Source organism: Gordonia sp. 852002-50816_SCH5313054-c, from assembly GCF_001665925.1.
GTDB classification, from domain to species: Bacteria; Actinomycetota; Actinomycetes; order Mycobacteriales; family Mycobacteriaceae; genus Gordonia; species Gordonia jacobaea.
In genome coordinates this window covers 38839-58697 of sequence record NZ_LZTE01000019.1, presented here as the reverse complement: position 1 = coordinate 58697, position 19859 = coordinate 38839, and the positions used below count along the sequence as shown (strand labels likewise).

General features: G+C 63.3%; 18 protein-coding genes, 1 tRNA gene and 1 other RNA gene. 6 read left to right on the top strand and 14 right to left on the bottom strand.

Annotation, left to right across the window (positions count from 1 at the left end):
* Positions 1 to 40: 40 nt before the first annotated feature.
* The 3 genes from A5788_RS01475 to trhO form a co-directional block, all read right to left on the bottom strand.
* Positions 41 to 1102, bottom strand: a complete 1062-nt coding sequence (locus A5788_RS01475) for an N-acetylmuramoyl-L-alanine amidase (RefSeq protein ID WP_064870435.1) — start codon at positions 1100 to 1102, stop codon at positions 41 to 43.
* Positions 1103 to 1303: 201 nt separating this feature from the next.
* The gene (locus A5788_RS01470) at positions 1304 to 2419 is read right to left on the bottom strand and encodes a CobW family GTP-binding protein (protein WP_064870402.1); all 1116 of its coding nucleotides are present in this window, start codon (positions 2417 to 2419) and stop codon (positions 1304 to 1306) included.
* A complete protein-coding gene (trhO, locus tag A5788_RS01465) occupies positions 2416 to 3282 on the bottom strand; it encodes an oxygen-dependent tRNA uridine(34) hydroxylase TrhO (RefSeq protein ID WP_064870403.1) in 867 nt (288 codons plus the stop codon). Before trhO ends, A5788_RS01470 begins: the two co-directional genes overlap by 4 nt.
* Before the next feature lie 1081 nt (positions 3283 to 4363).
* On the opposite strand from trhO, the gene A5788_RS01455 reads away from it, so the two are divergent.
* The 3 genes from A5788_RS01455 (at position 4364) to A5788_RS01445 (ending at position 6017) form a co-directional block, all read left to right on the top strand.
* Positions 4364 to 4702 carry a histone-like nucleoid-structuring protein Lsr2 gene (locus A5788_RS01455; protein WP_064870405.1) on the top strand — a complete coding sequence of 113 codons (339 nt, stop codon included), beginning with the start codon at positions 4364 to 4366 and terminating at the stop codon, positions 4700 to 4702.
* Between the two features lie 309 nt (positions 4703 to 5011).
* Positions 5012 to 5084: transfer RNA gene (locus tag A5788_RS01450), tRNA-Ala, on the top strand.
* A gap of 99 nt (positions 5085 to 5183) precedes the next feature.
* Positions 5184 to 6017, top strand: coding sequence for a CPBP family glutamic-type intramembrane protease (locus A5788_RS01445; protein ID WP_064870406.1), 834 nt, complete (start codon positions 5184 to 5186; stop codon positions 6015 to 6017).
* A gap of 123 nt (positions 6018 to 6140) precedes the next feature.
* Here A5788_RS01445 and A5788_RS01440 read toward each other — a convergent pair whose 3' ends face one another.
* From A5788_RS01440 to ykgO, 3 genes are all read right to left on the bottom strand, one after another.
* Positions 6141 to 7910 carry an oleate hydratase gene (locus A5788_RS01440; RefSeq protein WP_064869996.1) on the bottom strand — a complete coding sequence of 590 codons (1770 nt, stop codon included), beginning with the start codon at positions 7908 to 7910 and terminating at the stop codon, positions 6141 to 6143.
* A gap of 422 nt (positions 7911 to 8332) precedes the next feature.
* Complete coding sequence (locus tag A5788_RS01435) at positions 8333 to 8842, bottom strand: hypothetical protein (RefSeq protein WP_064869993.1); 510 nt, start codon at positions 8840 to 8842, stop codon at positions 8333 to 8335.
* A gap of 35 nt (positions 8843 to 8877) precedes the next feature.
* Entirely contained in the window at positions 8878 to 9000 is a 123-nt protein-coding gene (gene ykgO / locus A5788_RS01430) for a type B 50S ribosomal protein L36 (protein ID WP_039856405.1), read from the bottom strand.
* A gap of 224 nt (positions 9001 to 9224) precedes the next feature.
* On the opposite strand from ykgO, the gene A5788_RS01425 reads away from it, so the two are divergent.
* The gene (locus tag A5788_RS01425) at positions 9225 to 10430 is read left to right on the top strand and encodes an aminotransferase-like domain-containing protein (protein ID WP_156525423.1); all 1206 of its coding nucleotides are present in this window, start codon (positions 9225 to 9227) and stop codon (positions 10428 to 10430) included.
* Positions 10431 to 10587: 157 nt separating this feature from the next.
* On the opposite strand, the gene A5788_RS01420 is transcribed toward A5788_RS01425, so the two are convergent.
* The 5 genes from A5788_RS01420 to pgm form a co-directional block, all read right to left on the bottom strand.
* Positions 10588 to 12438, bottom strand: a complete 1851-nt coding sequence (locus A5788_RS01420; protein ID WP_082943100.1) for an HNH endonuclease signature motif containing protein — start codon at positions 12436 to 12438, stop codon at positions 10588 to 10590.
* A 177-nt stretch (positions 12439 to 12615) separates the two neighbouring features.
* Entirely contained in the window at positions 12616 to 13593 is a 978-nt protein-coding gene (locus A5788_RS01415) for an IS481 family transposase (RefSeq protein WP_064868226.1), read from the bottom strand.
* Between the two features lie 306 nt (positions 13594 to 13899).
* Positions 13900 to 14424, bottom strand: a complete 525-nt coding sequence (locus A5788_RS01410) for a DUF1269 domain-containing protein (protein WP_269449555.1) — start codon at positions 14422 to 14424, stop codon at positions 13900 to 13902.
* Positions 14425 to 14437: 13 nt separating this feature from the next.
* Positions 14438 to 15184, bottom strand: coding sequence for a DsbA family protein (locus tag A5788_RS01405; RefSeq protein WP_049698544.1), 747 nt, complete (start codon positions 15182 to 15184; stop codon positions 14438 to 14440).
* Positions 15185 to 15301: 117 nt separating this feature from the next.
* Positions 15302 to 16942, bottom strand: a complete 1641-nt coding sequence (gene pgm / locus A5788_RS01400) for a phosphoglucomutase (alpha-D-glucose-1,6-bisphosphate-dependent) (protein ID WP_049698545.1) — start codon at positions 16940 to 16942, stop codon at positions 15302 to 15304.
* A gap of 69 nt (positions 16943 to 17011) precedes the next feature.
* On the opposite strand from pgm, the gene A5788_RS01395 reads away from it, so the two are divergent.
* A complete protein-coding gene (locus tag A5788_RS01395; RefSeq protein ID WP_064868253.1) occupies positions 17012 to 17599 on the top strand; it encodes an alpha/beta hydrolase in 588 nt (195 codons plus the stop codon).
* Between the two features lie 107 nt (positions 17600 to 17706).
* Complete coding sequence (locus A5788_RS01390; protein WP_064868229.1) at positions 17707 to 18309, top strand: TetR/AcrR family transcriptional regulator; 603 nt, start codon at positions 17707 to 17709, stop codon at positions 18307 to 18309.
* 15 nt (positions 18310 to 18324) lie between these two features.
* Here the strand turns inward: A5788_RS01390 and ssrA are convergent.
* The 3 genes from ssrA to A5788_RS24190 all read right to left on the bottom strand — a co-directional run bounded on the left by ssrA (position 18325) and on the right by A5788_RS24190 (position 19783).
* Positions 18325 to 18697, bottom strand: a transfer-messenger RNA (tmRNA) gene (gene ssrA / locus A5788_RS01385).
* 97 nt (positions 18698 to 18794) lie between these two features.
* Complete coding sequence (locus A5788_RS01380; RefSeq protein WP_231895590.1) at positions 18795 to 19451, bottom strand: alpha/beta hydrolase; 657 nt, start codon at positions 19449 to 19451, stop codon at positions 18795 to 18797.
* Complete coding sequence (locus A5788_RS24190; protein ID WP_231894055.1) at positions 19448 to 19783, bottom strand: hypothetical protein; 336 nt, start codon at positions 19781 to 19783, stop codon at positions 19448 to 19450. Before A5788_RS24190 ends, A5788_RS01380 begins: the two co-directional genes overlap by 4 nt.
* Positions 19784 to 19859: the final 76 nt, after the last annotated feature.

Sequence of the window (19859 nt, the reverse complement as noted above, 5' to 3'; positions counted from 1 at the left end):
GAGTGCGGACCGACCGATCAGCCAAGCGGTGTATCGACGCTTATCCGATGGGCAGTTTGCCGTCGAACAACCCGTAGATCACGTCGAGCATCGCGTTGAGCACCTGCGCCGACACGTCGGGCCCCTCGGACAGCAGCAGTTGGGTGATCTCTTTCGGGTCACCCGACTTCAACAACTGCTGAACGAACGGAATCACCAGCGAAAGACCGCCATCGGAGCTCGGCGCACTCGACGGCGGGGTCGCGGGCGGCTTGTTGAGCGTGTCGGCCGAAGGCGCTGCGGCGCCCGGGCTCGCATAGTTGAGGATTCCGTTGGTGATCGCCATCGCGTACTTCAACTGGCCGTCACGACCGGCGAGAGATGCTGCTTCGGTCGGGTTCGAGAGGTTACCCATCTCGATGAACACGGCCGGTACCGTCGTCAGGTTCACGGCGGCGATGTCGGACCGGGTCTGGATGCCGTCGGCGACACCCGCGTAGTTCGCAGGCGGGAAGCCAGCCTTGACGAACGCGTCGCGCATGATGGTCGACGCCTTACGTCCCTGACCGCCCTGCACCGCGTTCGCCTTCGCGTCGGGAAGGGGAAGCGTGGGAACGATCATGTGGAAGCCCTTTTTCGCAGCGTCGGCGCCTGCCGTCGTCGAATCGGCGTGGAGGCTGACGGCGACCGCGGCACCCGATCGGCTCGCGGCAGCCGCGCGCTCGTCGACGCATCCGCCCCACCCGGTGTCGTCGGGTCTGCTCAGTACCACTCGTGCACCCTGGCTTTCCAGACCGGCTTTGACCAGTTGCGAGATCTGCCAGTTCACTGTGTGCTCAGCAGCCCCGTTGACGCCGGTGGCGCCGGTGGTCTGGCAGTCTTTCTTGCCGCCGCGGCCGTCGGGCACCTGGGCCGACAGACTGTGGCCCGCGGACCCACCCTGATGTCCTGGATCGAGGAACACCGTTTTGCCGGCAAGGGAGGTGCCGGTCGCCGACGGTGCAGCAGGCGCAGCCATCGCGGTTCCGGCCCCTGTCGTAACGGTGACGGTTGCGGTAGCCGCAAACGCGAGCGCAGCGGCAGCAGCAGACACACGGGTCCGCAGGTGTCGTTTCTGGGTCATCACGGTTTCGGGCACGCTCGGCTCATGCCGGGCGAACCTCACTCCTTCCACACGCAACACTGGTCACAACAGTCACATCTTTAACAGCTAAGCAGCAGAGTGTGCAATGGGGAAATCGGTGACCTGGGGCGATGAGATTCGTTAGGCACCTGTGACGTCCCTGCAATCGGTGGGACTCACTCCTACCTCAGGCAGAGTCGATCAGTGAGCGTCGGGCAGGTGACGAGTGATGTGCAGGATGCCGTACTCGTCGTCGGCCGTTTCGGCTGTCGCCAGGATGGACTCGAGTGCCTCCCGTGCGGCAACACGATCCATGCCTGATCCGATCGCGACGATCCTGGTTCGGGACTCCTCCCCCGACCAGCCGTCGCGCGTAATGCGCACAAAGCCGCCGACGCCGTGGACGACGTAGCGCTCGGGATATCCCGGCAGATCGAATCGGACCACACCCTTGATGCGATAGCACCCGGCGGGAGGCTCGTGCAGCAGCGCTGCGAGGCGTCGCGGATCGACGGCGTCGGCGGTGTCGAGTTCGACCGACTGGTAGGTGTCGTGCAGGTGCGTATGCGCCTCGTGCCCTTCAGGCTGTTCGGCGTGGGCGTGTTCGGCGTTGGCGTGCTCGGCGTCGGGGATCAGCATCTCGTCGAGCGTGAGCTGGCGTGGCTCCGTGACGTCTTCGACTTCGCGCGCAAGTCGATCGAACAGCAGCGCCGGATCGATCCGCCCTTCGGCCACTGCGACGACGGGCGCGGACGAATTCACCTCACGGACCGCGGCCACCAACTCCGAGAGCGCCGCAGCGTCGACGAGGTCACGTTTGTTCACGACGACCAGATCGGCGATGGCAATGTGCGAGTCGACTTCGGGGTGCCGCTCACGCAACTCCACAAAACCGGCGGCGTCCACCACGTACACGAGTCCGCCGTAGCGCATAGTCGGGTCGTCGAGTCCTGCGACGAGCCGAACGAGCGCCTTGGGTTCGGCGATGCCACTCGCTTCGATCACGATCGCGTCGAGCCCGGCCTCCGGTCGCGCGAGTTCCACCAGCGCGGCGTCGAGCCCCTCACGGTCGACCGAGCAGCACATGCAGCCGTTGGACAACGTGACCGCTCCGTCGGCCTGACCCGCCACCAGGAGTGCGTCGATGTTGATGGCGCCGAAGTCGTTGACGAGGACACCGAGCCGTGCCCTGCCCGCGACTCCCCCATCTGTGGTCTCGCCGGCCCCTCCCGCGCGGAGGAGATGATTGAGCACGGTCGTCTTGCCCGCACCGAGAAAGCCTGCGAGCACGACGACGGGCACCGCCTCGGCAGTCATGCGGATGAGTCGGCGAGTCCGTCGAAGCAGTCGGGGCAGACCACTGCCAGCTCGCGTCCCAGCCGATCCGGATAGTTGTCGACGTTGCTCGTCGGCCTACCACACTCGCGGCACCTGCCGACTACAGCGGCATCGTCGGAGAAGTCGACGGTCATACGCTTGTCGAAGACGTACAGCGAGCCCTCCCAGAGGCCGTTGTCGCCGTACTGCTCGCCATAGCGGACGATGCCGCCGTCGAGTTGATAAACCTCCGAGAAGCCGCGCTTACGCATCAGCATCGAGAGCACTTCGCAGCGCACACCGCCCGTGCAGTAGGTGACGACAGGACGATCCTTGAGGTGATCGAGAGCGCCACTGTCGAGGAGCGGAACGAAGTCACGCGTCGTCTCCACGTCCGGTACGACCGCACCGGCGAAACGTCCGATCTGCGCCTCGATCTGATTGCGTCCGTCGAAGAAAACGACGTCGTCGCCGCGCTCGGCAACCAGACGGTGGACGCCATCGGGGTCGAGTCGTTCGCCGCCCCCGATGACGCCATTCTCGTCGACATCGAGTTCATCGGGCGCACCGAATGTGACGATTTCCGGCCGAACCCGAACGACCAGCTTCGGGAAGTCGTCGCCGACACCTTCCGACCATTTGATATCAACATCCCGGAATGCAGGATATTCACGCAATTTTCTGACGTAGCGTTTGACGCTGTCCAGCTCGCCACCGACAGTGGCATTGATACCGTGCGGGGACACGATGATTCTTCCGCGAAGATCAAGCGATTCGCACACGGCTAACTGCCACAGGCGTATCGCTTCGGGATCCGGGAGTGGCGTGAAGACATAGAACAACACGATCTTGGGGGTCGACACAGTGCAAGGGTACGGTCGGCGCCGCGCGCGTTTTCTAGCGGTTCCCGCATTCGCCGCCGCAGCGCTACTCGCCGTTGCGATCACCTCGTGCGGACTGAACACCAGCACCACTCCCTCGTCGATCGTGTTACCGCCAACTGACAACCTGTCGACAGAATCGGATTACCCGAGCTCATCGACCACGATCGCCACCCAAAGCCGTACTGCGACGTTTCTGCCAACCGGGACAATCGGCCGGGCGATAGCGACCGCACCACGCGCCGACAATTCGCGTTATCACCAAGGTTCGACGACCCCACGTGGTCCGGTCATCGAGACGTCGGGGTTTCACTTCACCAGCCCGGATAGAGCTGTCAGTTGCTCCACGGAGATCAATGTCGACGCTTCTCGTCGTGCACTGACATGCCGGTCAAATGACGGCCAGTCATCGGCGCCACGCCCGGCTCGCACACCCCGTTCCTGTGTATGGGCTGAGGATCTCGTCGTCCTGACGGACGAGCGCGCCCAACAGGGCGGCTGCGAGAATGAGCACCCTGTTTTGTATCGCAGTGCAATCGTCGACTACGGAACGACCATTTCGGTCGGCAGATTCTCGTGTCTGATCGATACCCCTGGAATCTTCTGCCTGCAGTCGGACTCGCAATCCGGATTCTCGCTCAGCTCAAAGGGTTTCGCTCCACTCAACGCCGCAGACAAGGCTCCCGGATCGCTTTCGAACTCCGCGGGGATCGAATCTCCGATAGCTACGACTACCGAGCCCGAGCAGCCCGACAACGACACCCCCGCGTCTCCGACGAATTGAAGTAGGCATTGCTTGATCAGCAATGCTCAGTAGTGACGCAAACCGCATTTCGACGCGTGAAGCCTTGCGGCCACTCATACTCACGGCGTCGGCTCGATTACTGATTCCAAGTATTCAAACAAAAGGTGTATAAAGAATGTATATACGTTCGGGGTTCGACGAGTCATGACTTCAGAGTCGAGCCGAACGTACAGCCCGCTCGCCCACAAGAACAGCAGTATGTCGCAGTAAGATCGACCCGCTGCGCCCGTAGGTCCACAGCACAACCCGGAGGGGAAAATGGCAAAGAAGGAAATCGTCCAGGTCATCGATGACGTCGACGGGAAAGTACTCGACGAGTACGAAACCGTCCGCTGGAGCCTCGACGGCAAGAGCTACGAGTTCGATACATCGTCGAAGCATGCCCAGCAGTTCCGGGATGGCCTGGCGAAATACATATCATTTTCTCGCGCAAGCGGCTCGCGCAGCCCCAAGCGGGTTGCGCAGAACGGCGCCGGCGCAAGAAGCAAAGAGCAGACGCAGGCAATTCGCGCATGGGCAACCAAGAACGGCTTCGAGGTCAGCGACCGCGGTCGAATCCCGCTGAATGTGCTCGAGGCATTCGAAGCAGCACACTGACGTCGAGCGGCGCGTCATATCGACTGTCGCGCCGCATTGAATCGACACTTGTATCGCCACTAACGAGTAGGGCGTCTACGCAGCATCGGCGGCGTAGACGCCCTACTTGCGTCGACGGCGGTGAGCCAGACGACCAGCTCGTCGGACAGCCGGTGCGTGACATGAACGGGATGTTCGGGAGCGCCACGGCCTCACCGCTGCGCATGTCGCGTCCACGGGCGACAAGCGAATTTGGTTCCGCCTACGCGCATGGTGTAGTTTCGCCTTTGCGCTTGGGACGGATTTCACTGGGCGCGCATTCACGAATACGGGGCTATGGCGCAGCTGGTAGCGCACCACACTGGCAGTGTGGGGGTCAGGGGTTCGAGTCCCCTTAGCTCCACCGAGAAAACCCTCTCCGACCTGATCGGAGAGGGTTTTTTGCTGATTGGTCGTCGTGTTCGGTGTGCAGTCTGGGGCTTCGCGGTATTGAATCGCCCATATGTCACATGGCGAGACTCCCGCCGAGAGCAGGCGTGGCGCCGTCGTCGTGTTTGTGCTCGTGTCGTTCGCCGTCACGTGGCTCATCTGGCTACCGATTCTGATCACAGCTCGGACCGACGGTCTCGGCTCCATGCCGTGGACGTTCTTCCTCGGATCGGCCGGACCCGCATGTGGTGCCGTCGCCGCAGCGATGTGGGAAGGCGGCACGCAAGGGGTGCGGCAGTGGGCACGGCGAACGTTCGCGGTGAACTTCCGGCCGATCTGGTGGCTCGTCGCCATCGGGATGCCGGTGGCCTACGGAGTGATCGCTTATGTGGTGAGTGCGATCGTTACCGGGGAGTGGCCGGATCTCGACCAGTTCGGCGCCACCGAGAAGTTGCCGGGGCTCGCCTGGCCCATCGTGATGGCGGTGTGGATTCTCACCTTCGGCGTCGGAGAGGAAGCCGGATGGCGAGGTTGGCTGCTCCCAACACTCTCACGCCGGATGTCGATCTTCTGGGCGGCGGCCGTGGTGGCAGTGGTCTGGATAGCCTGGCACCTTCCGGCGTTCTACTTCAATCCGACCTACATGGAGATGGGGGCGGGCATCGTCGGCTGGATGCTTGCTCTTTTCTGCGGGTCGTATCTGCTGGCGTGGATGGCGGTGGGCGCGAACTGGAGCATCATTCCGGTGCTGATCTGGCACGCCGGATTCGACCTGCTCACCGCGGCCGATCAATCGGCCGGGATCATCGCCTCCACGATCAGCGCCATCGTCATGGTGCAGGGCGTCCTCTGCGCGGTGTACCTGTGGCGACGACGACGCGACGCTCACCGGCGCTGCACTGCGTAAGTTGCAGTGGGCCAATGACTCAAGCCCCGCTCAGCTCCACGGAAAACCCTCTCCGACGCGGCTCGGGACGTCGCGTCGGAGAGGGTTTCCGTACAGCTCTGCGCTAGCTGGGTAACAGGCGGATCAGGGCTTTTCGATCAGCTTGTATTCCGAGATCAGCTTGCCGACTTCGTTCTCCTGGAACTTGCCGTACAACTTCTCTCGGAGCAGGTGCGGGCCAGGTAGCTTGACCTCTTCGCCGTCCCGCAGCCGTGAAGTCGCGTTCAGCAACTCCCGGACGTCGTAGGTCGATCCATAGACTTCCGGCACGCCACGCTCGATGTCGAGCAACGTGTAGACGGCCTCCATCGGCGTGCGAACCGAGTACTCCGTGGTGAAGATGCAGTCTCGGCTCTGACTCTCGGAGAACTGACCGATGAACGCGAAATTCACTGCTCCCTCGGGCACCACGGACGGGCGGTCACCGTGCTGGCGTGGCATGAAGAACGCCGTGACGTACGGCATCATGCACGGCACCGCCTTCGCTGCCGTTGCGGCCAACTCGTCGATCTGATTGGTCGGCACACCCATGTGGTAGAGCCACTCGCGCGTGATCTCCTCGCCCGTGCACTCGGAAATCGACTTCTTGACGTAGTCGCCCGGGGTGTCGGAGAACAGCGCGTACACCCACACGACGATCTGGTCGGACGGCTGCTGCTTGAAGTGCGGTTGGCGGTTGACAGTCCAACTCATCAGCCAGCTCGAGTCCCGGGCAGTGACGATGCCGCCGGTGACCACTTTGCCGCTGAATGGGTCGCGTTCACAGATCTTGTGGATGTACTCGGGGATACGTTTGTCCAACGTGGTGACTGTGCACGACTCCCACTTGGTCTTGTCGATATCACCGGCGAAGACGTCCGGGTGGCCGAACGCCGGATCTTTCGCGGCGATGCGCCGCCACAGATCCCAGGCCGGCGCCGGTCCGCGGTCCAGTTTGGCCGGAGTCTGATGGTCACCCTCGTCGGAGTTCTCGGTGAGAGATCCGATGGTCATGAAGACCAGGTCGTTCTCCCCGAGATCGACGCTGCCCTCCTCACCCTTGGTGGTGTAGTGAATCTTGGTGGCTTGCTTGCGCGTGCCATCGATCGTGAAGTCGACGTCGGTCACGGTGGTGGAGAACCGGAACGTGACGCCGTGATCGAGCAGCCATTTGTAGAGCGGGAGCACCAGCGACTCGTACTGGTTGTACTTGGTGAACTTGAGCGTCGAGAGGTCCGGCAATCCCTTGATGTGGTGAATGAACCTGTGTAAATAGAGCTTGAACTCCAGTGCACTGTGCCAATTCTCGAATGCGAACATTGTGCGCCAGTACAGCCAGAAGTTGCTGTTCAAGAACTCCTCACTGACGACGTCCTCAATGCGCTTGTTCTCCATCTCCTCTCGGGTGGCGAGGAAGATGCGAACAATGTCCTTTTGGGCCTTGTCGGTGAGCTTGAACTTGAAGTCCGTGCCTGCGTCGACACCCTGCTCCATGGTGACACGCCGCAGCGAGAAGTTCGGATCGTCATTGTTCAGCCAGAAGTACTCGTCGAGGACACTGGCATCGTCCTGCTCGATCGACGGAATCGAGCGAAACAGATCCCACAGACACTCGAAGTGGGTCTCCATCTCGCGTCCGCCGCGAATGACGAACCCCTTCTTGGGTTCCTTGATGCCGTCCAGCGCGCCACCAGGCAGATCGAGCTCTTCGAAGATGGTGATCTTGTCGCCGGACATTTGCGCATCCCGGATCAGGAACGCCGCTCCCGACAGGGAGGCGAGCCCGGCGCCAACGAACCACGCGGTCTTGTCCTCGACTCCGTCAGGCTTGCGCGGTCGTGCGAAAGCCTCATAGTTGCCGGCACTGTAGTGCATTCTGAATGCCTTCTCTCTGTTGGTCAGTGGTCGTGACGGCAACATGTTCAGCGGCAGAGCGGTCGATCCCACGTTCCCGAAGAAGCTGTGATCGATGCCATTCATTGTCGTCACTCTTGCGAAATCCCGACAATTTCCAGGACCATTTTTCAGGCTAGTCCCAAACCGAGTGCCGCGGTCGGAAAGGCACGAACCTGTGCCATCCCGTCTCGATTCCCACGTCTCACCATGGCAGCTTTGTGATCTGAAGAGCGATAGGGGTGAAAAGTGTTCTTCTCTGCTATTTTTCGGTCCCACTTCGTCAGTCGCTGAAGTGATCCCGGCAGGTGCTGACTCCTATGCGAACCGACCTCGTCGCAGAGCGTCGCCGATACGACGACGGCGGGACGACCGTCGAGTGCCCCTAACGCGGCCTGCGCGCATCACAGCCGCGCGTTGGCGAAGGGCAGACGCCCATGGTGGCGACGGAACGCAGCAATCATCGCGGTCTCGATAGCGGCGGCATCGGCGTCCGGGGTCTCACGCCACGCGACGAGAAGATCGCCATGATCGGCGAGCTGCCAGATGCGTCGGCCACCTGAGTGCGCGACGGGTGCACCCGCCCCGTAGCGACGATATTCATCCAGCCGTCGACGCAGCCCGCGTCGGCCGCTCCTGCCGACGTTCGCCTTGCCGATGTACATCACACGGCTTTCGGACACCCAACGGTCTCGGAGATCCGCGACAGGCTCGGTGCCATCGATGCCTTTGAAACGGCCGGCCGGTGATACATCGAGGAACTGCGGCGGGGCGTCAGTAGGTCGCACCACTACGTAAACGCCTGGCCCACGCGGCACATCGGCGCTCGGCAATTCGGCGAATCGAACCCAGCCCGAGAATGGGGAGAGATCGAGCTCTGGCGGAAGGTCACCTACGACCCGGGACTCTCTCATCCGAGCAGTGAACCATCGGCGGTTTGCCGCAGTAGTCAGCCCTGGCGGCCCTTGTACCGAGGGTCCTTCTTGTTGATGACGAAGATGCGCCCGCGACGTCGCACCACCTGGGCGCCGGGCTTGTTCTTCAGCGAGCGAACCGAGTTGCGTACCTTCATGTCACTATTGTAAACGATAGTCGTTTTCATTAGATTAACGCTCCCGTCGCGGGGCGAAGCCCACGCGAAGACGATCGTGTGGATTTCACTATTTGGGATTTCGATATCGCTTAGTGAGACTGTTCGGCTAGTCTTGTGGCAGGCGATCCACCCGATGCACGCCTTCCCGGTGACCATCCGCATCACCTCCCCCGTTCAGTTCCCGAGAACAGGAGCGATGTGCGATGCCGCATTCCTCGACAATGCCCACAGTCCCGATCGAGTCAGCAGCACTCCGAGGAGTTCGAGGCTCGGCGATTCGCGACCTCCTCGAGGTCACCGAGCAACCCGGAGTGCTGAGCCTCGCAGGCGGCCTTCCCGCCACCGACCTCATCCCGGGCGACCGCATAGCCGACGCCGCTACACGAATGATCGGCCACCCAAATGCGCTGCAGTACACAACCAGCCGCGGAGTATCGCTCTGCCGCGATGTGGTTGCGAGCGTCGAAGGCGTCGACCCACACCGAATCCTGCTGACGCACGGATCTCAGCAGGCATTGTCGCTGCTCGCTCAGGCACTGGTCGACCCCGGAGACGTCGTTGTCGTCGACGATCCCGTGTATGTCGGTGCCCTACAAGCGTTTCAATGCGTCCGCGCCGAGATCGTGGCCCTGCCGATCACGAGTGACGGTACGAACGTCGGAGCACTTTCGAGGCTCCTCGAACGTGGCGTCCGGCCGCGAATAGTGCATACGGTGAGCAACTTCCACAACCCCTCAGGAGCAACCGCGAGCACTGCGACCCGCAACAGTCTGGCCGATTTGGCCGAGACATACGGATTCTGGATCGTCGAGGACGATCCATATGGACGCTTGGCGTTCGACGGGGCTCCGCCCACACCGATTCCCGGCGATCGCACGATTCGGCTGGGCTCTGCGTCGAAGACACTGGCACCGGCGCTGCGCGTTGGCTGGCTGAACGCGACACCCGCTGTGGTGGATTTAGTGGAACGACTGAAACAGTCTGCAGACCTGTGCGGATCGACGCTCAACCAACTCATGGTGGCCGACTTGCTCTCCGACACAACGTGGTTCGACGCCCACATCGACACGATCGCTTCGGCATACGCGTTCCGCGCACACGCCCTGACGTCTGCTCTCGACGACGAGCTCGGCGATTCGGTCGAATACACCTCACCCAGCGGCGGCATGTTCTGTTGGGTGCGACTGCCCGGTGTCGACACCAGCGAGATCCTGAGTGTCGCACTGTCTTACGGCGTCGCGTTCGTTCCGGGTTCGGCATTCGCCGTCGATGCCGATCTCACCGACAGTGCACGACTCAGCTTCGCGACCCTGCAACCCGACACACTTCGCGAAGCAGTTCGACGACTACGCACAGCCATCGACGACGCCGCCGAGCTTCGCGAATCTCGCGCTACCTCTGGGGCCTGAGGCCGTTCCGGCTTTCATCCGTCGCCCTAAGCAGATGTGCCCAACCACGTCTGCCCCGCCACCGAGTGTGGTGGCGGGGTGTAGACGGGTTGCGGCACAACCAGGTTCGACGTTGCGTCCGGATAGTTCAGCGTGTCGGCCTGGTCGCCGCGGCCGGTTAGGCGGCGTCGGCCAGCGGTGGGCCGAGGCTGTCTGGCGGGTCGGCGCCGTGGGGCGCGATGGGGCCGGCTGGTGGAGCTGGACCCGTTGGCGCTTCCGGATCTGTGGGCGGCTCGGGGTCGAGTTCGAGTGGCCTGGAGAGGTTCCATCGGATGTCGACCCGCCTGCTCAGGAGCGAGGTATCGCCGACAGGCACCCTGCCCACCAGTGCGAGCTCGATCCGCCCGCTGGGCGGGTTGGGCACCAAGTGCGGCAACACAATCCAGGTAACGGTTGTGTCTGTGTCGATCCCGGTACCAGCCGCGCGTGCTGCGGCTGCAGCAGCGTCGTTGCTGGTGTGTTCGGCGGCGAGGTAGTCGTGGAAGTCGGCTTTGACGTCGGCGATGCGGTTGATGCGTTCGGGATTCTCCGGCATACCCGGTTTGGCGTTGAGCCGCCAGGCGACGCGACCGGTGTCGGGTCCTTCGGTGATCATGCGGGTGGTGAACTGGCCGGGTTTCGTGCCGACTCTGCGGTTGTGCACATCACAGGCCGGGACGAGTTGATCGATATCGGTGAGTCCGCCGTCGGCCCAGTCTTTCGCGGCGTGATGCATCTGCACCCGTGACGCGGGCTGGTTACAGCCGGGTGCCGAACACATCTTCCCGCCGGGTGAGGCGAACGAGGCCAACCGTTGCCCGAGCGACGCGATCCGCTTCGACCGACCGAGGTAGAGCGGGACACTGGTGTGGTCACCGAACACCGCCAAATACTGACTCGCTCCGGCAGAGGCGGCCATGTTGATCACGTCCTGAATGGGCAGCAGTGTTCCGGACGTGGTTTGTGCGATCCCCGCCTGCGCTTCCAACTCGTGCAGGCTGGTGGTGACGATCACCTGAATCGGCAACCCCCGATGCGTGTTACCCAGCATCCCCGACTCCAACACCTGCCCGAGCAGTGCGGAGAAGGCGTCGTGGTTGCGTTGCGCAGGCGAGCGTTCATCACGCAGCGCGGCCGCCGCGACCTGCTCGGCATTCGCGGTCGCGATCGGACCGACCGGCGACTCCGGATCATCCGGGTTGTTCATGCCGGGTTTGGCCCACGAGTCGAGCACCGTATCGAGTCGGGCGCGGGCGATCGGATCGAGATCGGCGGTCAACCGTGACATGAGTTGCGCGTTCTGTCGGTTCACCCACAGACGGCGTCGACGTTTACGGTCCTTCGAGGTGGTGAGTGTCCCGTCCGGATCGAGATGCGCCAACAATCGTGACCCGAGGTTGGTGATTTCGGCGGGCGTGAACTGGACCGCATACCCGGCCATCTGCGCTTCGGCGGCAGCTTTCGTCTCGGCCGACACCTCACCGGGGATCGCCTCCAACACCTCCAACACCGCACGCACGTGCGCGCCCGCGACCCGACCCTCCGCCACATACCCAGCCAACGTCGGGCACGACGGTGGTAGTCGGTCACCGCAGATCGTGGTGAACGATCCGGTCGCCGCGATCACCCGATGCCGCGCCGCCGGGTCACCAATGTGCAGACCGTGCCCCATAAAGTTGCGAACATCGCGGAAACCCAGGGCGCGGGGTAGATCGCGGTCGGAGGCTTCCACAATCAACCGATCCGTGACAGCGCCCGCGGTCCGCAACGCCAGGCGTTCGGCCTCCACAGTGGCTTCGACCAGCGCCGCGTCGGATACCAGCGACACATCGACGGCAGCCAACTCATCCAACACCGACGCCAAGCGCGACAGCTTCTCCGCCACCACCGCATCCGCAGAACCCACCGCAGCAGAGGCCAACACAGACGACCCCACAGCCGAAGGCGCGCCACCGTTTTCGCTGTTGTTGCGATTGCTGTTGCCGTTCACGTGCCGCCACCCCCGCCCCACGTCATGTCGAATATGTGTTCTACATTACCCGACAATACCGACAGCGTCGAGGAAATCTCGAACACAAGATCGACTTGTGGATATTCACCGCGCCAGACGCAATGCGGACCCACTCCGCTTGTACAACAACATGATTCGTGTGACCGACTCAGCCGACTAGTTGTAAGACCCGGCCAGGTTGTGAACGTGTAGGCGTTCGATCGGGGTGAGGCCGCCGATGCCGCTGTGGGTTCGGTGGTGATTGTAGTGGTGGAGCCAGTCGTTGTAGGTCGCCGCCCGGGCCCCATCAGAGGTGTAGAGCTGTGCGTAGGCCCATTCCGAGGCCAGGGTGCGATTGAATCGTTCGACTTTGCCGTTGGTTTGCGGCCGGTAGGGGCGGGTCCGTTTGTGCCTGATGTCGGGGCCGAGAGCTTCAGCGAAAACCCTTGAGCGGTAACAGGACCCGTTATCAGTCAGGACTCGGGTGACGGTGATGCCGTGAGCGGTGAAGAAGTCGTTGGCACGGGTCCAGAACCCGGCGGCGGTCTCCTTGCGTTCATCGCCGAGGATCTCCGAATAGGCCAGACGTGAGTGGTCATCGACGGCGTGATGCAGAAATGAGTAGCCGCGGCCCTTCTTGTTGTTGTGCCGATTGCCGATCGTGCGCCCGAGTTGGCGATGTCCACCGCCGTCGGGGATGCGGCCGAGCTTCTTGATGTCGACGTGGACCAGATCACCAGGATTGTCGTGTTCGTAGCGGCGGGGGCGTGGCGCGCGCACCGGCAGGCCGGTGGCTTGGTCGAGATGGCGTAGCAACGGCATCCGATAGCGCGCCAGGACTGCCTCCACGGTCGATTGCGCAATGTGTAAATGCGCCGCGATCCGGGCGGCTCCCCACCGGTGGCAGAAGCGCACCTTGATGATTCGTCGTTCCCGCCGCCGCGCGAGCCGGTTGGCGGATCGGTGGGGGCGGCTGGAGCGATCGGTCATCCCGGCCGCACCGGCCTGCCGATAGCGGTCGGCCCACTTCTTGGCCGTAGCGGGTGAGCAGTTGAACCGTTCAGCAGCTCGCCGCAGCGTCCAGCCGGACTCCACGACGCACTGGGCCAGCGACAGACGGCCACGTTCGGCCAGGAAGGCATTACGGTGTGTCATGAGGGCCTCTTGGTAGTCGGCGTGTGTGTGGTAACCCCACCGATACCGGAGGCCCTCACCTGTTCACAGACGCCACGCCGTTCACAACCTCCCCGGGTGTTACAACTAGTCGATCGAAAAGTCCATATGCGCTTAAGGCTCCCGTCGGATCGCTCATCTGCATACATCAGGTCGCCGACATCACACGCCCGAGGAAGTCCATACTGCCGCAACAAGATTCGCCAATACCCAAACCCGCCACAAACAGAACGAGACCCCTTCGACGCGTCGTCGAAGGGGTCTCGCTCAAGCAGTAGGAGTGTCAGCTCAGGAGAACTTCGCCTTCAGCTTTTCGACGCGCTCTTCGCGCTTCTCCTTCTTCTCAGCCTTCTTCTCGTCGTGGAGCTTCTTACGAGCGGCCTCGGCTGCAGCCTCTGCAGCGTCCTGCTGAGCCTCGAGCTCGGCCAGAACCTCGTCGAGCGGGCGACGCACGATGGCACCGTCGTACTTGGTCACCAGGGCGTCGAGAGCTGCGGTGTCGGCCTCGTCGGTCTGCGCGATGATGGCGTTGCCGCCGGGGCGAACAGTCTTGCCGAACTCCGTGATCGCGTCGTCGAGGTCGTCGGAGCGGCTGGCATCAACGAGCGCGCCGCCTGCGGCACCGAGACCGAATCCGAGCAGAACACCGAGTGGGCCCCCGAGCACGCCGATCAGGCCCCCCTGATAACAAGTGATACCCAGGGTGCCACCAAAACGACAGCAATCGCGCGATTTCGCGCCATTGCGCTCTCGCGTCGCGTCGTCGCAACGTGTTTGAGATCTGCGACCGTTGCAGCGGGGTTGCGACAGCATGGCGCTACCCCGACTATTCACTCGCCTTGCCGAGCAGGGCGTCGAGCCATCCGGTTCCGTTGAGAATTCCGTCAACAGGCACGCCTCCGGAGAGCACTGTCGGTGTGGCAACCTGCCCGCCGGTGGCCTTGGCCAGTTGATTCTCCGACTCCTCAGCCGCCTTCTCGCCCTCGGCGACCTTGGCCCCGTCGGCGATGCATTTCTGCGTCACCCCGTTGGCGCCCTGCTCGGCCGCGACCTTCGCCAGGTCGGCGTTCGACTTATCGGAGTCGCCACCTTCCTTCGGCTGATCTGCGAACAGCGCGGAGTGGAACTTGAAGAAGACCTCTTTGTTTTCGCCTGCGCCAACACATTGCAGTGCGCCCGCGGCACGACTCGAGTAACTACCCGACGCCGACTGACGATTGAGGAAGTTCAGCATGTGGTAGCGAACCCGAAGCCTGCCCGCATCGACGGCGCTGACAATCGCCTGACCCGACTGCTCCTCGAACTGCTTGCACACGGGGCACATGAAGTCCTCGAAGACGTCGATCGTCGTCTTCGAGTCGGGAGCACCGATGATCAACGCGGCGTTGGAATTGAGGACCTGCTCGTTGGCTGTTCCGCCGTGATCGCGATTGCGGTTCCACAGAACGCCGCCGACGACCAGAGCGATCACCACCACAACGGCGATTCCTAGCAACACATACGTCGAGGTGCTCGACGTCGCGCGAGGCTGGTGTTTTGACGTCGATGCGGGTGGCTTACGCCTGTCAGTCACAGATCATCCTTCGTGTGGTCGCCGTGCCCTCCCATGGAGCAGGTGTGCAACACCGATCAGCAGCGTGGCACCACGGGCGAGCCTAACGCACCAGCAATTGACGACAGCACCAACGAGTCACGACAGTGCGGCGTCGACGACCTCCTGCGCTTGCTCCTGAACCTTCGCGAGGTGGTCGACACCCTTGAACGATTCGGCATAGATCTTGTACTTGTCTTCGGTACCCGACGGTCGTGCGGCGAACCAGGCGTCCGCGGTGGTCACCTTCACGCCGCCGATCGGCGCGTCGTTGCCCGGCGCTTTCGTCATCACCGCGGTGATCGGATCCCCGGCCAGATCGGTGGCGGTGATCTGATCAGCGGAAAGGTTCGCCAGCACCGCCTTCTGTTCGCGCGTGGCAGGCGCATCCGTTCTGGCATAAGCGGATTCGCCGTACTCCGCGGCCAGCTCGCGGTAGCGCTCCGACGGCGTCTTGCCGGTCACCGCCAAGATCTCCGACGCCAACAACGCCATGATGATGCCGTCTTTGTCGGTCGACCACGGACTGCCGTCGAACATGAGAAACGACGCGCCTGCACTCTCTTCGCCGCCGAACGCGATACTGCCATCGAGCAGGCCGTCGACGAACCACTTGAATCCGACGGGCACCTCGATCAGTTTTCTGCCGATACCGGCGACGACTCGGTCGATGAGACTCGAACTCACCAGCGTCTTCCCGACCGCGGCATCGGGCGACCAGTTCGACCGATGCGTGTACAGATAGTCGATCGCAACGGCCAGATAGTGATTGGGGTTCATCAACCCGCCGTCGGGGGTGACGATGCCGTGGCGGTCGGCGTCGGTGTCGTTACCGGTCGCGATGTCGTAGGAATCACGCGAATCGATGAGCGACGCCATCGCGTCCGGCGATGAACAGTCCATCCGGATCTGGCCGTCGGTGTCGAGCGTCATGAACGAAAACGTCGGGTCCACAGTCGGATTCACGACGGTGAGCTTGTCGAGGTTGTAGCGGAATCCGATGGCAGCCCAATAGCCGACCGATGCACCACCGAGGGGGTCGGCACCGATGTGAACCCCTGCGTTGCGGATCGCCTCGAGGTCGACGACCGACCCCAGTCCGTCGGTGTAGTTCATGACGAACGAATAGTCGTGCACCAAGTCGTCGCGTCGGGCCTTCTCGAACGAAATCCGTTTGACCCCATCGAGTTTCGCCGTAAGCAGCTCGTTGGCGCGGTTGGCGACCCACGACGTGATCGTCGTATCGGCGGGTCCGCCGGTCGGCGGGTCGTACTTGAAGCCACCGTCACGCGGCGGATTGTGCGACGGGGTGACGACAATGCCGTCGGACTCGACACCGGGATTGGCAGCGTTGAAGGTGAGGATCGCACGGCTGACAGCAGGGGTGGGCGTGTAGGTGTCGTCTTCTGCGGTATAGACGGTCACCCCGTTGGCGACCAGAACTTCGAGTGCGGACTTCCACGCGGGAATCGACAGTGCGTGCGTGTCGAACCCGATGAACAGCGGGCCGGTGATACCCGCGCCCGTGCGGTACTCGACGATCGCCTGTGTGATCGCGAGGATGTGTGCTTCGTTGAAAGCCGAGTCGAGGCTTGACCCCCTGTGCCCCGAGGTACCGAAGACGACGCGCTGCCCGGGATCATCCGGGTCGGGCACCCTGTCGTAATAGGCGCCGACGACAGCGTCGACGTCGATGAGGTCTTCGGGCTGAGCCGGAGTGCCGGCACGAGGAGAAGCCATAGTCCTAGATTGTGCCCGAAACCGGCGCCGCCGTCAGTCCCTTGTTCCGTCAGCGGCATGCTGGAGTCGATGACTCCGCGACTCAACGTGCTCGTCCTGCCCGGTGGCACCGACGACAGCTACCGACCTTTCCGAGCGACCCAGGGAACAGCACTGAGGATGTACCCGTTCACGTGGTCGATCCGCGCGCGGTTCGGCAGCGCCGTCGACGTACGGCAGGTGCGCTACCGCGTGTACGGCTGGAACGGCGGCCAGGCAAGTCCCTTACCGTATGCGCGAGCAGCGCTCGATTCGATCACGCGCGACAACCCCGACGTTCCCGTCGTACTCATCGGACACTCGATGGGTGGACGCGTCGCGGCACACCTCGGCGCCGACCCACGGGTCACCGGCCTACTCGCGCTGGCCCCGTGGTGGCAGCATCGCGACTGGCGTCAGATCCGTCGAGGCGCCCACGTGCGCGCCATCCACGGCGACGCCGACACACTCACCTCAGCTCGACGCACCGCCGAAGGCATAGCCGAACTGCGCGACGACGGTTACGACGCCACGTTCGTCTCGGTGCCGGGGGGTCGGCACGCGATGCTCGACCACATCTCCCTGTGGCAGGGTTCGGCACTCGACCTCGTCGGTCGTGCGCTCGCCGAGGGCGCGTAAGTCCATCGGCTATCGCGGAAACCCGATGCGCGCTGCGCACCGGGCATCGTCCGGTTGTCCCACGCGGTACCGTGTTGCGCATGCCGAGGGCGGGTAGGCGGAAAACGATGTCGGAGAGTCGAATTCTCGATGCTGCATCGGAAATTCTGGAAACCGGCGAGCACTACGCCGACATCCCCGTCGAACGCATCCTCGAGGTCGCCGACGTCTCGCGGTCGACGTTCTACCAGTGGTTCCCCGACAAGACCGCGCTGATTCTGCAGCTCACCGCTCCCCTGCTCGCAGAGTTCGTGGCCACGGCCGACCGCTATTGGAAGGAACCGTCGCAGGCACGTCCGGAGGCCCTCACCGACGTCATCGTCGAACTCCTCGCCTCAGCCCGCCGCTACCGCGTGATCTGGCGTGCGTACCTCGAGACGACCAGCACCGACACCCGCTTCGGCGACAACTTTCGACGAGGCCTGCAGAACTACACAGCCGATATCGCCGAACGAATCCGCACCGAACAGGCCGCGGGTCTCGTGTCCCCCGACATCGAACCCGACCAGACTGCGCGATTCATCGTCGTAGGCATGCAGGCAGGCTTCTCCGACGTCATGCAACTCGCCGACGACGCCCAAGACCACGCATTCGCCGCAGCCATGGCTCGATCGTTCTGGCTCACCATGTACGGCGACGGCACCGCACAAAAAAGCCTCCCACCTGAGTAAACAGGTGGGAGGCCTTCGTGGAGCTGCCGGGAATTGAACCCGGGTCCTCCGTCGCTTCGGTAGGGCTTCTCCGTGTGCAGTCCGCTATATCTCTACTCGGATCTCTCGGTCACGCGAACAAGCCGAGATGACGATCCCAGTCGCTGTGAGTTGTCCCGTTCACTCCCGCGACCGGAGTGGACGGTGAGCTCCCCGAGATGATGCCGGCACCGGGTAAGGGAGCAAAACCCGGGCCGACAGACACGCAGTCGCTGTCAGGCAGCGAGTGCGTAGTCGCGCTGATTCTTATCGGCGCTTAATTGGTTGCCGCGACGCTTAACGGTGGTCTCTGGCCTGCACCGACACGCTTCCCCCACCTCGACGCACGTAGTCGAAACCGATCAGCCCCGAGATGGTTCCACCGGAAACCGGCGGAAGCTCCACTATAACAACCTGCGGCTCGCTGTTCATTCCCTTTTCTCGGCGGCTCGGTTCAAAGCGCCCTCTCACGCGCCGAGCGCTGGTCCGATCACCCGCCAACTGTCGCGCATCTCGGTGGCGAACAGCGACCACGTGTGCGCACCCTGGTCGAACACTCGGTACGTGTGCGGTACTCCCGCGCCGTTCAGTGCCGCGGCCATCTGGTCGGTGCACCAGCGCGTTCCCATCTCCACCTCGGCAGGTCCGGCCAGCAGCGACGGCGCGCCAACGGGAGCGCCGTCGGTGCGTCCCGGTAGGCCAGACGCCGCGCCCGGGTAGATCGCCTTGCCACGCAGCCGCGTCGGGTTCCGCGATGGGTCGTGATCAACCCATGCGGGCGATCCGGGAGGTCCGAACATGTTCAGCGCGTTGCCACCACCGATCGAGGTCGTCGCCAAGACGCCTGCGGTCGCGGGTGGCGCACTGATGGCGGGGCAACCGCTGTACGACGCCGCGGCACGATAGAGCGATCCGCCGCGGCCGGCGATGTCGAGCGCGGGACCTCCGGAGAGCGACAAACCTGCGATCGCGTTGCGGCCGTTCGCCCGCAAGGGACCTGCGATGGCGGCCGGTAGTTCGCGCAGCAGATAGGTCTCCCACTTGTTGACGCCGAGCGCAGGGTCCGGCCGCTGCCAGTCGGCGTACCACGAGTACGGCCCACCCAGTGGCGACACCACGGTCACGTTCTTGCAGCAAAGAACGATCGGTAATCGGTCTGCTTGAGCCAACTGTCACCTTCGACGCCGCCTGACCGTCCGTTGAGCAGGTAGAAGACAGGCGCCGAGCCGTCGCCTCGCGGTCGCAACACCTGATTCGGGATCACCTTGCTCATCGACGGCGAGTACACGTAGACGATCGACAGTTGGTCGTCGACCCGGTCGATCCGCACCACCGCCGCCGAAGCAGGAGCCGCGACCGCGGTACCCGTGAGCGCTGCCCCCGCAACCGCTATGACAACGGCCAGCAACGTGGCGACGATCGACGTCCCGCGTCGAGAACGCCTCGGCGTCTTCACCGGTCGCCATGCTCGCGTCGCCTGTGACGCCTGTGGCTTATGTTCCGTTTGTGGTAGTCCCCTCGTGATCACCCGG

Coding starts and splice junctions, on each gene's coding strand:
- A5788_RS01435 (WP_064869993.1), bottom strand. CDS start 8,842: ATGAGAGAGTCCCGGGTCGTAGGTGACCTTCCGCCAGAGCTCGATCTC.
- A5788_RS01410 (WP_269449555.1), bottom strand. CDS start 14,424: ATGCTGTCGCAACCCCGCTGCAACGGTCGCAGATCTCAAACACGTTGC.
- A5788_RS01440 (WP_064869996.1), bottom strand. CDS start 7,910: ATGCACTACAGTGCCGGCAACTATGAGGCTTTCGCACGACCGCGCAAG.
- A5788_RS01475 (WP_064870435.1), bottom strand. CDS start 1,102: ATGACCCAGAAACGACACCTGCGGACCCGTGTGTCTGCTGCTGCCGCT.
- pgm (WP_049698545.1), bottom strand. CDS start 16,942: ATGGCTTCTCCTCGTGCCGGCACTCCGGCTCAGCCCGAAGACCTCATC.
- A5788_RS01390 (WP_064868229.1), top strand. CDS start 17,707: ATGTCGGAGAGTCGAATTCTCGATGCTGCATCGGAAATTCTGGAAACC.
- A5788_RS01470 (WP_064870402.1), bottom strand. CDS start 2,419: ATGACTGCCGAGGCGGTGCCCGTCGTCGTGCTCGCAGGCTTTCTCGGT.
- A5788_RS01445 (WP_064870406.1), top strand. CDS start 5,184: ATGTCACATGGCGAGACTCCCGCCGAGAGCAGGCGTGGCGCCGTCGTC.
- A5788_RS01455 (WP_064870405.1), top strand. CDS start 4,364: ATGGCAAAGAAGGAAATCGTCCAGGTCATCGATGACGTCGACGGGAAA.
- A5788_RS01415 (WP_064868226.1), bottom strand. CDS start 13,593: ATGACACACCGTAATGCCTTCCTGGCCGAACGTGGCCGTCTGTCGCTG.
- A5788_RS01425 (WP_156525423.1), top strand. CDS start 9,225: ATGCCGCATTCCTCGACAATGCCCACAGTCCCGATCGAGTCAGCAGCA.
- ykgO (WP_039856405.1), bottom strand. CDS start 9,000: ATGAAGGTACGCAACTCGGTTCGCTCGCTGAAGAACAAGCCCGGCGCC.
- A5788_RS01395 (WP_064868253.1), top strand. CDS start 17,012: ATGACTCCGCGACTCAACGTGCTCGTCCTGCCCGGTGGCACCGACGAC.